We start from the raw sequence: 13,774 nt of genomic DNA, 5'->3' as shown, positions 1-13,774 counted from the left end.
GATCAGTAGATGAAGTCGAACGGCTGCGTCGACTTCTGCAGCTCCAGGGTGGAGCCGGAGGTGCTCACGGAGAAGTTCCCCCACGACGCCGAGACATTGCCGACCGCGCCGTTCTCGACAGCATGGTACGAGAAGGCCGCGCGTCCTTCGTAGTGGTTCTTCGGGCAGCTATCCGCGTTCAGCCACGCCAAGGCGGCCCCAGAGTCGGCCTGGTTGCCAAAGCCCTTCTCCTTGTCCTCAACGTTCCAGATGGGCGCGTTCGCACCGAGATTCGCGTCGCGCAACGAGCCGAGCTTGGTCGACTTGCCGCTGGTGTCGTACGTCGCCATGTCGAGGTTCTGGAGCTTTGCGCACTTGTTGATGTCGAACTCCAGGGTCGCGACGTCGTCCGGATCGGTCTGCCCAGCGAAGTAGTTTGCGAACTTCCAGTGGCCTCCGAACTCCCACCCGTACAGAGTGTTGACTTTGACGACCCAGACCTTGAAGACGTCTGTCGGGAGCGACGAGAGTGTCGTCGCCTCCTGTCCGCGACGAACCGAAGCCGCGTCTGCAGCATCCTTCTGGCGCTGGGCTGTGGTGCCGTCAACGAACGTCGATCGCCCTTCGAACCGCACCTGGATGTGCGTGCCGAACAGGCGCATCGCTTCGGCGTCTTGGGCAGCGAGGTCGTCTGGGTGTTGCTCTTGGAACTGCGTGAATTCACGAACCGGCGCCGGCGCGGATGCTGATGTTGCCGACGGGGGTGTGGGAGATGATGCCTGTGCTGCGTCCGTGGAAGTGAGCCCCGCAAACAGCAGAGCAGCAATGGCTGCCGATGCGAGTGCGGCCGATTTCTTCTGCATGATGTTCCCCTCTAGACCGATGGCTCCCCGTGAGACCAGCGCTTCGAAGCCAACCAAGGGACGGGGGCAGGGACAAGAATCCTTCGAGCGCTCGAAGCTCACGATCCGGTAACACACCACTCCGGCTGGTGCTCACCCGCGGTCCGCACGAGCCCGCGCGACCGCCAGGCCCTACTCTGCCGACGCGGTGAGCACCGGGTCGGCGGTACTCGCGGGGTCTGCTGGAGCGACTCGAGCACATGAAGAGCAGTACCGGCGTTCTCGGTCCACAGAAATCCGATCGGCTCGGCGCGGGGATCGCCAGTGAGGCCGGCGTGCTATCGCCCACTCGACACATCGACGTGTTAGGTTGTGCACAACCTGATGGAGCACAACGTGAAATTGACCAGCTGGATCGACCTCGTCACCGGTGGCCTGCTCGCCGGGCACGGCATCAGCACGGTTCGCCGCACGCGGCTGCGCTCACGAGTCCAGCAGATGCAGCGCCGGGGCTTCGAGCCGGGCGTTCCACACGCACTCGGCATCCCGGCCCTGGAAGTCCTGTCCGGGTTCGGACTCGCCGCTGCAGCGGTCCGCCATGCACCCGGGAGCGACCTGATCGGCACCGGCTCCACCATCGCGGCGACCGCCCTCGGCGGGACCCGGCTCGTGATCGACCTCGAAGACCGGCAGGCGACGACCACGACCGGTGCTGCCGGGGCACTCGCGCTCGTCGGCGCACTGCGTCTGGCCGCCTCGACCCGCGGCCGTCCGGTCGCTCGGATCCTCACGCTCGGTGCCGCCGCTGCCGCGATCACGTTCGAGGCCGCACGCCGACGCCGAGTCCTCCGCAGCCGCAGCCGCTGACCTCGGCTCCCCCGCTCCACCGAACCCCACCACGACCGTGAAAGGCACCACCCCGATGGCAACCCGCACCCCCGCAGTCCGCTCCACCCGCCCCCGGACCATCGTCCGCATCCTGTTCGGCGCGATGCTCACGTGGGCCGGCATCAGTCACCTGACGGTGGCGCGTGAGGAGTTCCAGGCGCAGGTGCCGAAGTTCGTGCCGCTGCCGACCGACGTCACGGTGATCGCCTCCGGCGTGGTGGAGATCTCCCTCGGGGCCGCGCTGATGCTCCTGGCTCGGCGTCAGGTGACCGTCGGTTGGGTCGTCGCGGTGTTCTTCCTGGCGGTCTTCCCCGGCAACATCGCGCAGTGGATGCACCACCGCGACGGGTTCGGCCTGGACACCGACACCAAGCGCTTCGTCCGCCTGCTGTTCCAGCCCGTGCTCATCGCCGTTTCGCTGTGGGCCACGAACGCCCTGCGCAAGCGCCGCTGAACAGGCTGCAGAAGCGCCGCTGACCGACGCTGCACTCGCGCGGCCGCGACCATGGGGCAGAATCGGCCCCATGAGCGGGGACGACATGGACCAGCCGCGCGTGGTCGCGGTGAGCAAGGACGGCGAGCACCGGTTCAGCAAGCCGTTGGTCGACGCGGTGACGCTCGTGGCGGGGTGGGGCATCGAGGGTGATGCCCACGCCGGCACGACCGTGCAGCACCGCTCCCGGGTCGCCCGTGACCCCTCGCAGCCGAACCTGCGACAGGTCCACTTGCTGCACGCCGAGCTGTTCGACGAGGTCGCCGAGGCAGGGTTCAGCGTCGAACCGGGCCAGATGGGCGAGAACGTGACGACCAGCGGCGTCGACCTGCTCGGGCTGCCCGAGGGAGCGGTGCTGCACCTCGGTGAGGACGCCTCCGTCCGGGTCACCGGCCTGCGGAACCCGTGCCAGCAGATCAACGGCTTCGAGCCGGGACTCCTGCGTGCCGTGCTGGGGCGCGCCGAGGACGGCACGGTCGAGCGCAAGGGCGGCGTGATGAGCGTCGTGCTCACCGGGGGGACGGTCCGGCCGGGCGATCGCATCCGGGTCGAGCTCCCGGACGGCGAACGACGACCCCTCCAGCCCGTCTGATGCCGCAGCGCGTGCGACGCGTCCTGGTACTCGGCGGCACCGGTTGGCTCGGACGGACGATCGTCGACGAGCTGTTGGCCGAGGGCGCCGACGTCACCTGCCTCGCCCGGGGCACCACCGGCAGCGTCCCGGAGGGAGCGCGCTTCGTCCAGGCGGACCGAGCCCTGGCCGACGCGTACGCACAGGCCACCGGCGACTGGGACGAGGTCATCGAGCTCGCCCACGCCCCCGAACTCGTCGCGCCGGCGCTCGATGCACTCGCCGACCGGGCCGCGCACTGGACCCTGGTGTCGACGGTCTCGGTGTACGCAGACAACGACGAACCGGGCGCCGACGAGTCCGCTCGACTGGTGGAGCCGAGGGACCCGTCCGCCTACGCCGACGCGAAGGTCCTCGCCGAACGCGCCACCCGGCTCCGGCTCGGGTCGCGGCTGCTCATCGCACGACCGGGGTTGATCGTCGGGCCCGGCGACCCCAGTGACCGGTTCGGGTACTGGCCGGCTCGCTTCGACCGCGGTGGGCCGGTGCTGGTGCCGACGACGGCAGAGCGGTTCGTCCAGGTGATCGACGTCGCGGACCTCGCCGCCTGGCTCGTCCGTGCCGGGCGCGACGGGTTCGTCGGCACGGTCAACGCCGTGGGCGCTCCGACGCCGATGCAGGACTTCTTCCGGTGCGTCGCCGAGGTCACCGGCTTCGACGACGAGCTGGTCGCGGTCGACGACGACCTCCTGCTTGCACACGACGTGGCCTACTGGGCCGGACCGCGATCACTCCCCCTGTGGATCCCGGTGTCGGAGGCCGGGTTCGCGCAGCGCTCCGCGGTGGCGTTCACGGACGCCGGCGGGGTGACCCGACCCCTCCGGGACACCGTCGTGCGGGTACTCGAGGACGAGCGTGCCCGCGGGACGGATCGGGAACGCCGTGCCGGCCTCACCTCGACCGAGGAACGGGCGATCCACACCAGGTAGACGCGCGGTCCGTACGAGCGAGATCAGGACGCAGCGGCAGCCTGCTCGTACAGACTCGTCGCCAGGTCGTTGAGCACCTCGTGCAGCTCGCCCTTGTGCGCCCCGTCGACGGCCCGGAGCATCGCTGCGTACCGCTCCTGGTAGTCCGACACGACCACATGGCCCGGGGGCAGCAGCCGCAGCAGTGAGCCGCGGCGATCGGCCGGGTTCGGTGCGCGCTCGAGCAGGCCGGCGGTGCTCATCCGGTCGATCATGTTCGTCACCGCGCCCGAGGTCAGCCCCAGGTACCCGGCGACCTCGGTCGGCGTGGAGTACCCGGTGTCACTGATGAGCACCAGGGCGCGGAGGGCGTTCTCGTGCACGCCCGCCCGGGCGCTGAGTTGACTCACCAGGCTCGCGTTCGCACGCACGACGGCGGTGAACGCGGCCATGAGATCGGCGGCGTCGTCGTCGTTCGGTGCTGCTGCCACGAGGGCCTTCTTCCGTGTCGGGGACCGGGGGACAAGGTGCGTCCCCCGCACTGGGGTGAGTATACGAGTGGTCAACTTGGTGAATCAGTGACTATCTTAACCATTGAAGCAAAACAGCCCGAAGGTCTTGCTCCCCCGACTTCCTGAAACCACCACCGAACGAAGAGGTACCCCGTGTCCACCAAGCTCCGCACCTCCGCACTGAAGCGGATCCGCTTCGCCCCCGTGGCGCTCCTCGCGGGTATCTTCGCCGCCGTCCTGCTCTCCCTCTCGCTCACCGGCACCCTCTCCGGGTTCGCCGCGAGCATCACCAACAGCAGCAACACCGCCGGCAGCGGCACGCTGATCATGCAGGAGCAGAACGCCGGCGCGACCGTCACCTGCCTCAGCACCGACGGCGGCTCGGTCTCGACGAACTCGGCGACCTGCTCGACGATCAACAAGTTCGGCGGCAGCACGACGATGACCCCGGGCAACACGGTCAACACCGCGATCTCGATCAAGAACACCGGCACCGCGAACGCCAGCACCTTCACGCTGAACCCGGGCGCCACGTGCACCCAGTCGGCGAACGGTTCGGCCAACGGCACCGCGACCGACCTCTGCGCCAAGATGAACCTCGTCGTCACCTCCGGTTCGACCACCGTGTTCAGCGGCACCCTCGCCAGCTTCAAGGGTGCGGCGGCGTCGGCCTTCACGATGCCGCAGGCTCCGGCCGCCGGCGCGAGCGTCCCGTTCAACTTCGCGGTGACCCTGGACTCCTCGGCCGGCAACACCTACCAGGGCCTCGCCGCCTCGGTCCCGATGACCTGGACCTTCACGGCCTGATCCGGCCTGATCCGGCCTGATCCGGCCTGATCCACCTCCATCACCCCTCCCCCAGACCGGCGACGCTCGGCCGACCCCCCTCCGGCCGAGCGTCGCCACCCCGGCAAGACCAGCAAGACCAGCACGACCAGCACGACCCGCACGACCAGCCCCACCCCCGCCCCACCCCGACCTCCCGGAGCAGAGCCATGAGCCAGACCGCAGCGATCCCGCTCAGCGGCATGCTCGACCGCCCGGTCCTCCGCGGCCGTCAGGTCACCCGCTCCGAGACGGTCCTCGCCTGGTCGGTCGCCGCGATCGCCGCCCTGCTGCTCACCGCCGCCGTCCTGTTCCTCTCCGCCGGCGGCCGCTGGTTCGTCGTCGAGACCCCCTCGATGGGCGAAGCCGCCCCGGTCGGCACCCTCGTGCTCGACCTGCCGGTGGACGTCGCCACGCTCAGCGTCGGCGACATCGTCTCGTTCGAGACCTCCGCCAACCCGGACGTCGTCTACACGCACCGCATCGTCTCGATCGACGCGGACGGCGGGATCCACACCCGCGGTGACGTCAACGGCGCGACGGACCCGTGGACGCTCACCCAGGCCGACGTGATCGGCACCCCCGCGCTCCTGGTCCCGCGCATCGGCTGGCTGCTCCGTGCCGCCCCGATCCTGCTCATCGGCACGCTGATCATCCTGACCCTGACCAGCGCGTTCACCGACCGGGTGACCCGCACATGCCTGCGGATCGCGGGCAGCGCCCTGACCGTCTCGTACGCGGCGTTCGTGTTCAAGCCGTTCGTCAACGTGACGACGATCACGAACACCTCGAGCCCGACCGGCGTCGAGGCCACCGTGATCTCGTCGGGGATCTTCCCGGTCCGCGTCGACGCCCACGGCGGCAACAGTGTCCACCTGGTCGACGGCGAGATGGGTCGGGTCGTCATCCACGAGCTGACGAAGAACGGGCACTACCAGCTCATGTCGAACATCGACCTCGACCCCCTGGGTTGGGTCGCGCTGATCGCCGTGTGCCTCGTGCCGCTCGTGGCGTGCCTGGCGGTCGGCCGCGTCGAGGCGGTGCGTCCCTCGTGATCCTCCGCCGCCTGCGCGACGGTCGCGTCGTCGCCGTCCTCCTCGTGGTCGCCCTGGCCGTCGTCGTCCTGCTGAACCAGTTCGCCCCGACCCGCTCGGCGTACACCGCCCGCGTGACCAACAGCGCGAACACGGCGGCGACCGCCCCGTACTTCACCTGCACGGGCGCCGTCGGTGCGGACACCGCGAACGCCTTGTTCGCCTACCGCCTGACCGAGGCTTCTGGCTCGAAGACGGCCACCGACTGGTCGGGTCGTGCTGCGAACGGCACCTACCAGGGCACCATGACCGCGACCACGCCGAGCCCGAACGCCTGCCCGCGTGACAGCGGGAGCGCCTACGCCCTCAACGGCTCCACGAGCTACGTCTCCACTCCGCGCTCGTACGCCAACCCGACGACCTTCAGCGAGGAGGTCTGGTTCCGCACCACGGTCGCCGGCGGCATGCTCATCGGCTTCGGCAGCAGCCAGACCGGAGCGTCGAGCCAGCACGACCGGAAGCTCTACCTGACCACCAGCGGCCAGCTCGCGTTCGGCACGTTCAGCGGCACCACGCAGGTCCTCACCTCGCCGAAGGCCTACACCGACGGCGCCTGGCACCACACCGTCGCCACGATGTCGCCCACCAACGGCATGCGCCTGTACGTCGACGGCACCCTCGTGGCGTCGAACGCGGCCTTCAAGAGCCCCGAGAACTTCACCGGGTACTTCCGGGTCGGCTACGACGTCGTCAGCGGATGGCCGGGTTCCACGAACAACCCGTACTTCACCGGCTCGATGCGGTACGCCGCCGTCTACGGCACCGAACTGACGGCCAGTCAGGTGGCCGCGCACGCGGCCGCCGGTTCCTGACGCACTGACTGCCGGCCTGGAGGCGCGTGGCCGTGCCCGCCACGGGCCTCCAGTCCGTCCCCTGGTCACGTCGACGACGTGGGCCGGGTTGGCGGACCGGGCCCACCAACCCGCGGATTCGGGCCGACGAATCCCGCTGATCAGGCCTTTTCGTGCCCTGGACCGTGCCAGGATCGTCAGGTCCTGAGACGTCGGAGTCTCCATCCGACCGTCTCGAAAGGCGCCACCCCATGTCCTTCTGGGCCCTGTTCCTCATCGCGCTCGGCGTCTCCGCGGACGCCTTCGCCGTCGCCCTCGGCAAGGGCCTGCACATGAAGCGCTTCGACGTGCGGCACGCGATCGTGATCGCGCTCACGTTCGGGGTGTTCCAGGCGGTGATGCCGTTGCTCGGCTGGTTGCTCGGGTCGGCGTTCGCGCAGTACATCGCGGCCTTCGACCACTGGGTCGCGTTCGGGCTGCTCGCGCTGATCGGCGGGAAGATGCTGTGGGAGGCGTTCTTGAAGCACGAGGACACCGAGCAGGACACCGATCGGCTGCCGATCCGCGAGCTCCTCGTGCTGGCGGTCGCGACCAGCATCGACGCCCTGGCGGTCGGCGTCACCCTGGCGTTCCTGCCCGTCTCGATCGGCGGCGCGGTGCTCCTCATCGGGATCACGACCGCGGTGCTGTCGTTCGTCGGGGTCCTGGTCGGTCGCCGTGTCGGTGCCCGCTTCGGCAAGCCGGCGGAGATCGCGGGTGGTGTCGTCCTGATCCTGATCGGGCTGAACATCGTGCTGGAGCACACCGGCGTCATCGGCTGAGGCCGCGGGTCAGAAACACACCGCTCCTCATCGAGCTGTCGAACCTTCGGGTCCGTCTCGGATTGCCGCGTCCGGTGGTCACTCGTCGAGCTCGCCCGTTCGCTGTAGCAGGATGTCGAGCCCCAGCCGGAGCGCTTGTAACGCAACTCGATGCCGACTGCAGTCCCGCTTCTCCGATAGAAGTTTGATCTGCGAGGGCAGCCTCTCGTTCTCGGAAAACCTGATGAGCATGGCAGTTGGCAACCCGGAACTCGTTCCCTGAGATGCACTCGATTCGTTTCTTTCCCCGTGTGTCACAAAACCTCCCCTGTTGGTTGCGTGGAATAGTGATATCACTACTTTGTGATATCACTATACGAACGAATCTTACCTCGGCGACTCGGGTCAGTGGGAAGATCAAGCCTTCAAGCGTGAGAGGAACCAAAGTGAACAAAATGCGTGTATTAGCCGGGTCGCTTTTTCTTACAGGGGTGCTTGTTGTTGGTCTTGGCGCCCCCGCCGGTGCCGCCACCACGTACTCAGTCACCGTCACCCCAAAAATCGTGGAGGGTAAGCGAATTCTGGGAATTCCCACTGGCCGTTCGACGAACTCCGTGACTTTTTATTCGTCGGCAAATGCTCAAATGAAGAGCGTGACGACTCATGCGGTCGTCAGGGAGTACCCGTCGAATGAGCTGCTCTACGACACGACGAAGACCACCAAGGCTTCCAATATCAATTCTCTGACTTGGTCTGTACCTTCGAAGTACCGTTCTGGATACGGTTTCAAGGCCTCCATGACCACGACTTTCAAGACGAAAACGGGGACCACGACGAAAAAGTCGACCTCGAAGCAGTGGGTCACGCCGAAGATCTAGTCGACTTGCTGCGAGCAGCCGGTTCATCACTCTTTGATCGAACGAGGTGGGGCGGAGCACACCGGCGTCATCGGCTGAGGCCACGGTCCGGAACCGACCCCGGACGAACGGGAGGCCCGTGGCGAGCTGCCACGGGCCTCCGGTCTGGTGCTGGTGGGCGTCAGTACCCGCCCGTGGTGCTGGTGGGGGTGTTCGCGAGCACCGTGACCACGAAGATGATCCAGAAGATGCCGAAGACGAGCGACAGGGCGCTGATGATGACGCCGGCGAGGGCCAGGCCGCGGCCGCGCTCACCGGTCTTCTTGATCTGCGAGAGCGCGATGATGGACACCACGAGGCCGGCGATGTTCACCACGAAGGCCAGGACGAACCCGACGATCGCCATGACGTTGAAGCGGTCGGACGACGGCTGCATCGGAGCGCCGTAGGGCTGCCCGCCGGCGGCGTAGGGGTTCGGGTTCTGCTGGTTGTACTGGGGCGTGCCGTCACTCATGGCGCCGCGTCCTCTCTGGTCAGGGGGATGTCTACACAGGAAACGTACAGGACCATCGGGCCGCGGTGTGCGGTGGGATCATCGGGGCATGGGATGGCTGCGCCGAAACCTGCTGCACGGCGGCCGGTACGAGGAGCGTGATCGACGTGACCAGCTCCGGCGGTACGTGGTCCGCGGCGACCGGCTGGTCGCCTTCCTCACCGAGCACGGCGATCCCCACGTCGTGCGTGTGCAGGAGCGTGTGGACCATGCGCGTGGGCTGCTCGAACACGGATGGGACCGTGACGACCTGCTGGCGGTCGCCGCGCCGGTGCGGGCACCGTGGCCGAACGGCAAGGGGCGTGATGCGGGGGCACCTGCTCCGGAGTACGCCGACCGGGCGGACGGGCTGATCGAGGACCTGAACGCCGTGGCGCTCGAGCTGCGGGCCGTCGCCGAGGTCTGATCAGCGGGTCCTGCGGCCTGCGATGATGGTCGGTGCCCCGTCCCCCGAGGGGCGTTCCCGGACCCGGAGGAGCAGTCGTGCAGGTGACACAGCCGTCCGGACGACGCGAGCGGAACAAGCAGGTCAAGCTCGAGCGCATCGTCGCTGCGGCGAGGGAGTTGTTCGCCGAGCAGGGCGTCGACGAGGTCACCACGCAGCAGATCGCGGAACGCGCCGACATCGGTGCCGGCACGCTCTTCCTGTACGTCAAGAACAAGGGCGAACTGCTGCTGCTCGTGCAGAACGAGCACTACCGCGAGGCACTCGAGCTGGGGCGACGGGCCGCAGCCGACGCACGAACGCTCGTCGACGCCGTGGTCGCCCTCGTCGAACCGGTGGTCGCCTGCAACCGGGTGCAGGTGGAGAACGGTCGCACCTACCTGCGGGAGATGGCGTTCGGTGACCCGGGCGAACCGAACCACGCCGAGGCCCTGACGATCGCGGGCGAGACCGAGCGCACGGTCGCCGTACTCATCGCGGAGCACGGCGGCGTCGACGAGGACCGGGCGGCGACCCTGGCGCACGTCGTGTCCGCGGTGTTGTTCGTGACGATGGTGTCCAGCGCGGACCCCGACACGAGCGTCGCCGAGGTGGTGGCGACGATCCGCGCACAGGTCGGGTCGGTCCTGCCGAGCTGATCGCTGCAGGGCGCGTCGGGGTCAGCGCCGCAGGAACTCCGCCGCCACCGGAGCGAACTGCTCCCAGTACTGGAACACCCCGCCGTGGCCGGAGTTCGGGTAGATGACCAGCTCCGAGCCGGCGATGCGGTGGTGCAGGTCCTCGGACAGGACCGACGGCACCATCCGGTCGTGGTCGCCGTTGGCGATGAGTGTGGGCTGCGTGATCACGGACAGGTCCGACGGCGCCGAGCGGCCGAAGCGCTTGATGGCCTGCAGCTGGGTCCCGAACGCCCGCAGGCCGATGGGTGCGTCACGGTCGACCGTCCGTTCCTGCAGCCGAGCGAGGAACGCCTTGGCGGCACGCTTGCCGACGGCGTCCCGGTTGAAGAACAGGAACTCCTTCGGGTCCGACCGGGTGAGCGTCGCACGGAGGACGTCGAAGTAGGTGGTGGTGACGACCTTGTCCATGTCCTTCCCGCCGCGGGGTCCGGTGCCGGTGAGCACGAGCTTCCGGACGAGACCGGGATGCGCCACGACGAGGTCCTGCGCGATCATCCCGCCCATCGAGAACGCGAACACGTCGACCTGGTCGTACCCGAGCGCGGTGATGAACGTGTGGGCGTCGTCGGCTGCTGCTTCGATCGTCCGCGGCACCGTGCCCGACGAGGCACCGACACCCTGTTGGTCGAAGGTGATCACGTGCCGGTGCGCGGCGATCGCGTCCACGATGCGCGGGTCCCAGTTGTCCAGGGTCGCGGCGAGGTGCACGAAGAACACGACGGGGACGTCCTCGACCGGGCCGAGCTCACGGTAGGCGAAGGTGATCCCGCCGGCCTGCACGGTCTTCGCCGGTGCCAGTGCGGAGGAGGTGACGGGTGCTGCTGCGTCGTGCATGGTCGTGGTCCGTTCGTCAGGTCGTGCGTGGAGGGGAAGGTGCTCAGGCGCCGGTGACGACGGTCTTGCCGCGCACCCGGCTCGTGGTGATCGACTCGAGTGCCTGCGGGGTCTCGTCGAAGGGGAACGTGGTACCGACGACCGGCCGGATGACGCCGTCGCGGACCAGGTCGGCGATCCGGCGGAGCTGCTGCCCGTCGGCACGCATGAACAGGAACTCGTAGGTCACCCCGAGCCGCTTTGCCCGGCGGCGGATCTTCCGGCTGATGGCGGCGATGACCAGGCGGAGGACGGGGTTCAGCCCGGCAGCCCGCGCGAAGGCCGGGTCGGGGGCACCGCTGATGCTGATCACCTTGCCGCCCGGTCGCAGCACGGTGAGGGACCGCTCGAGGTTCTCACCGCCGAGGCTGTCGAGGACGAGGTCGTACCCGGAGAGCTCCTGGGCGAAGTCCTGCGTGCGGTGGTCGATGACGACGTCCGCGCCGAGCTCCCGGACGAAGTCGCCGTTGGTGGCCGATGCGGTCGTCGCGACGTGTGCGCCGAGGTGCTTGGCGAGCTGGATCGCGATCGTGCCGACACCGCCCGAGCCGGCGTGGATCAGGACCTTCTGCCCGGCCTGCACGTCTCCGCGGTCGACCAGGGCCTGCCACGCGGTCAGGGCGACGAGCGGGAGCGACGCGGCCTCGACCGGACTCGTGTTCGCGGGGGCGTGTGCGACGTCGGCCTCGTCGATGGCGATGCGTTCGGCGAACGTGCCGATGCGGTGGTCACGCGGTCGCGAGAAGACCTCGTCGCCGACGGCGAACCGGCGGACCGCGGCACCGACGGCGATGACCGTGCCGGCGACGTCGTGTCCGAGGATCAGGGGGGTCCTGTACGGCAGGATCAGCTTGAACTCGCCGAGCCGGAGCTTCTCGTCGAGCTGGTTGAGCCCTGCGGCGGCGACCGCGACGAGCACGTCGTGGTCGCCGACCACGGGCTCGGGGACGTCGGCTCCGTGGAGGGGCTGCTTGTAGTCGTCGAAGATGAACGCGCGCATGGGTCTGGTGCTCCTGTGGTCGTGAGGGGTCTGGGTGTGTGGGGGTCTACTGGCCGAGCAGGTCGCGGACCGCGTCGACGACGGCGGTCCGGTCCTGGGACACGACGCCGTGCCCGGCATCGGGGACGATCCGCACCGAGGCGTGCGGGAACCGATCGCGCAGGACGTCGACGTTGGTGACCGGGACCATCCGGTCGGAGTCGCCGTGCACGAGCAACGCGGGCCCGGTGAACGCGGACGGCGTCGACACGAGGGGCCGATCGCCCCACCGGCGGACCGCGCGGAGTTGTGCCCGGAATACGGCTGGGCTGATCGCACGGTCTCGGTCGGCACGCGGGCGGGCGAGGCGTGCCCGGTAGTCGGCAGCGGCACGGCGTCCGGCCGGTGTCCTGGTGAAGAACAGCAGGGTCGTGGGATCGGTGGCGGTGACGAGCCCGCGCAGGATCGTGCGGACGACGACACCGGTCATGCTCGCGAGGCCGGGCCCACCGGCCGGTCCCGACCCGGCCAGCACCAGGTGGTGCACCAGCCCGGGGGCGCGCTCGACCATCTCCTGCGCGACCATCCCGCCCATCGACAACCCGAACAGGTCGATCCGGTCGAGACCGAGTGCCCGGATCGATGCGAGGGCATCGGTTGCCATGTCCTCGATCGAGTCGCGGGCGCGTCCTCCGGCGCCGCCGACTCCGCGGTAGCCGAGCAGGACCACGCCGCCGTGTTCGGCGAGCGGCTGGACGAGCTCCGGGTCGAAGCTGTCGAGGTTGGCGGCGAGGTGCGTCAGGACGACGAGCGGGATGCCCGCGCTGGTGCTGCCGAGCGTGCGGACCAGGACGGTCCCGCCCGGGACGGCGATCGTCCGGGTCGTCGTCGACGTGTCGCGCTCGGTGTGCGGGTCGTCGTCCATCGCCGTCCTCGTCTCGTGTGATGTGCCTCGGGCTATCCGAGTATGCTCAATAATGAGCACACTCAGTAACGTTGTCAAGGAGCGCGATGGAAGCCACCCTCGGTCGGCGGGAACGCGGACGGCAGGACAAGACCCGGCGCATCCTCGACGCCGCACGCACCCTGTTCCTGGAGCGGGGCGTCAGCGGGGTCACCACGCAGCAGATCGCCGACCGGGCGGACGTCGCCGTCGGCACGCTGTTCCGGTACGCGGCGACCAAGGCCGAGCTGTTGATCATGGTGCAGAACGAGCGGTTCGCGGCGGCGATCGACGACGGTCTCGTGGCGGTCGCAGCCGCCCCCGACGATGCCGGTGCCGTACCGGTCGTGCTCGCGCTGCTCGGACCGGTGGTGCACTGCGTCCGGGAGCATCCCGAGAACGGCCGGACCTACCTGCACGAGCTGGTGTTCGGCGACCCGGCAGAACCGAACCGGCAGCGCGGACTCGCCCTGGCCCAGCGTCTCGAGGACGGGGTGGCCGCGGTGCTCGAGCGGCACGAGCGGGTCACGACCGTCGACGCCCCGGTGCTCGCCCGGGTGGTCACCGCCGTGCTGCACATCGGGCTGACCGCCACCGTCCACCAGGCACTGACGACCGAGGAGCTGCTGCAGGACATCCGGTCGCAGATCGGGGCGATCCTCGGCCCCACGACGTCCTGAC

18 protein-coding genes are annotated in these 13,774 nt (G+C 68.8%); 12 read left to right on the top strand and 6 right to left on the bottom strand.

The features are described 5' to 3' along the window. Positions 1 to 2: 2 nt before the first annotated feature. Complete coding sequence (locus BIU89_RS16865) at positions 3 to 842, bottom strand: hypothetical protein (protein WP_139179325.1); 840 nt, start codon at positions 840 to 842, stop codon at positions 3 to 5. 375 nt (positions 843 to 1,217) lie between these two features. Between BIU89_RS16865 and BIU89_RS16860 the strand changes: the two genes are divergently transcribed. From BIU89_RS16860 to BIU89_RS16845, 4 genes are all read left to right on the top strand, one after another. Further along, on the top strand, positions 1,218 to 1,688 hold the full coding sequence (locus tag BIU89_RS16860) for a hypothetical protein (protein WP_139179323.1): 471 nt from the start codon (positions 1,218 to 1,220) through the stop codon (positions 1,686 to 1,688). A gap of 55 nt (positions 1,689 to 1,743) precedes the next feature. Then, positions 1,744 to 2,163, top strand: a complete 420-nt coding sequence (locus tag BIU89_RS16855; protein ID WP_027466888.1) for a DoxX family protein — start codon at positions 1,744 to 1,746, stop codon at positions 2,161 to 2,163. 70 nt (positions 2,164 to 2,233) lie between these two features. Next, the gene (locus BIU89_RS16850) at positions 2,234 to 2,794 is read left to right on the top strand and encodes an MOSC domain-containing protein (RefSeq protein ID WP_175475047.1); all 561 of its coding nucleotides are present in this window, start codon (positions 2,234 to 2,236) and stop codon (positions 2,792 to 2,794) included. Beyond that, positions 2,794 to 3,762, top strand: coding sequence for an NAD-dependent epimerase/dehydratase family protein (locus BIU89_RS16845; protein WP_071248609.1), 969 nt, complete (start codon positions 2,794 to 2,796; stop codon positions 3,760 to 3,762). The genes BIU89_RS16850 and BIU89_RS16845 overlap by 1 nt, the downstream gene beginning before the upstream one ends. A gap of 23 nt (positions 3,763 to 3,785) precedes the next feature. On the opposite strand, the gene BIU89_RS18725 is transcribed toward BIU89_RS16845, so the two are convergent. After that, positions 3,786 to 4,232: a MarR family winged helix-turn-helix transcriptional regulator gene (locus BIU89_RS18725; protein WP_071248606.1), complete on the bottom strand. Its 447-nt coding sequence runs from the start codon at positions 4,230 to 4,232 to the stop codon at positions 3,786 to 3,788. A 174-nt stretch (positions 4,233 to 4,406) separates the two neighbouring features. Here BIU89_RS18725 and BIU89_RS16835 point away from each other — a divergent pair, with 174 nt between their 5' ends. The 5 genes from BIU89_RS16835 (at position 4,407) to BIU89_RS18305 (ending at position 8,641) form a co-directional block, all read left to right on the top strand. Then, positions 4,407 to 5,060: a hypothetical protein gene (locus BIU89_RS16835; protein ID WP_027466885.1), complete on the top strand. Its 654-nt coding sequence runs from the start codon at positions 4,407 to 4,409 to the stop codon at positions 5,058 to 5,060. Between the two features lie 188 nt (positions 5,061 to 5,248). Then, positions 5,249 to 6,133, top strand: coding sequence for a S26 family signal peptidase (locus tag BIU89_RS16830; protein WP_071248603.1), 885 nt, complete (start codon positions 5,249 to 5,251; stop codon positions 6,131 to 6,133). Beyond that, on the top strand, positions 6,130 to 6,984 hold the full coding sequence (locus BIU89_RS16825; RefSeq protein ID WP_071248600.1) for a LamG domain-containing protein: 855 nt from the start codon (positions 6,130 to 6,132) through the stop codon (positions 6,982 to 6,984). The genes BIU89_RS16830 and BIU89_RS16825 overlap by 4 nt, the downstream gene beginning before the upstream one ends. Positions 6,985 to 7,214: 230 nt before the next feature. Further along, positions 7,215 to 7,784, top strand: coding sequence for a manganese efflux pump MntP (locus BIU89_RS16820; protein ID WP_071248598.1), 570 nt, complete (start codon positions 7,215 to 7,217; stop codon positions 7,782 to 7,784). 425 nt (positions 7,785 to 8,209) lie between these two features. Beyond that, positions 8,210 to 8,641, top strand: a complete 432-nt coding sequence (locus BIU89_RS18305; RefSeq protein WP_139179321.1) for a hypothetical protein — start codon at positions 8,210 to 8,212, stop codon at positions 8,639 to 8,641. A gap of 160 nt (positions 8,642 to 8,801) precedes the next feature. Here BIU89_RS18305 and BIU89_RS16815 read toward each other — a convergent pair whose 3' ends face one another. After that, complete coding sequence (locus tag BIU89_RS16815; protein WP_051597022.1) at positions 8,802 to 9,134, bottom strand: DUF4190 domain-containing protein; 333 nt, start codon at positions 9,132 to 9,134, stop codon at positions 8,802 to 8,804. Between the two features lie 88 nt (positions 9,135 to 9,222). Here BIU89_RS16815 and BIU89_RS16810 point away from each other — a divergent pair, with 88 nt between their 5' ends. Together BIU89_RS16810 and BIU89_RS16805 are read left to right on the top strand one after the other, a co-directional pair. Further along, positions 9,223 to 9,579, top strand: a complete 357-nt coding sequence (locus tag BIU89_RS16810; protein ID WP_071248597.1) for a hypothetical protein — start codon at positions 9,223 to 9,225, stop codon at positions 9,577 to 9,579. 77 nt (positions 9,580 to 9,656) lie between these two features. Then, on the top strand, positions 9,657 to 10,256 hold the full coding sequence (locus BIU89_RS16805; protein WP_071248595.1) for a TetR/AcrR family transcriptional regulator: 600 nt from the start codon (positions 9,657 to 9,659) through the stop codon (positions 10,254 to 10,256). 21 nt (positions 10,257 to 10,277) lie between these two features. On the opposite strand, the gene BIU89_RS16800 is transcribed toward BIU89_RS16805, so the two are convergent. Genes BIU89_RS16800 through BIU89_RS16790 form a run of 3 tightly spaced genes read right to left on the bottom strand, consistent with a single transcriptional unit; the run spans position 10,278 to position 13,075 of the window. Then, positions 10,278 to 11,132: an alpha/beta fold hydrolase gene (locus tag BIU89_RS16800; RefSeq protein ID WP_071248592.1), complete on the bottom strand. Its 855-nt coding sequence runs from the start codon at positions 11,130 to 11,132 to the stop codon at positions 10,278 to 10,280. Between the two features lie 43 nt (positions 11,133 to 11,175). Then, positions 11,176 to 12,171: an NADP-dependent oxidoreductase gene (locus BIU89_RS16795; RefSeq protein ID WP_071248589.1), complete on the bottom strand. Its 996-nt coding sequence runs from the start codon at positions 12,169 to 12,171 to the stop codon at positions 11,176 to 11,178. Between the two features lie 46 nt (positions 12,172 to 12,217). Next, positions 12,218 to 13,075, bottom strand: coding sequence for an alpha/beta fold hydrolase (locus tag BIU89_RS16790; RefSeq protein ID WP_071248587.1), 858 nt, complete (start codon positions 13,073 to 13,075; stop codon positions 12,218 to 12,220). Positions 13,076 to 13,161: 86 nt separating this feature from the next. Between BIU89_RS16790 and BIU89_RS16785 the strand changes: the two genes are divergently transcribed. Further along, complete coding sequence (locus BIU89_RS16785) at positions 13,162 to 13,773, top strand: TetR/AcrR family transcriptional regulator (protein ID WP_071248584.1); 612 nt, start codon at positions 13,162 to 13,164, stop codon at positions 13,771 to 13,773. The last annotated feature ends 1 nt before the right edge of the window (position 13,774 follow it).

Source organism: Curtobacterium sp. MCBA15_005 (assembly GCF_001864855.1).
Taxonomy (GTDB): domain Bacteria; phylum Actinomycetota; class Actinomycetes; order Actinomycetales; family Microbacteriaceae; genus Curtobacterium; species Curtobacterium flaccumfaciens.
This window is presented reverse-complemented; position numbering and strand designations above follow the sequence as displayed.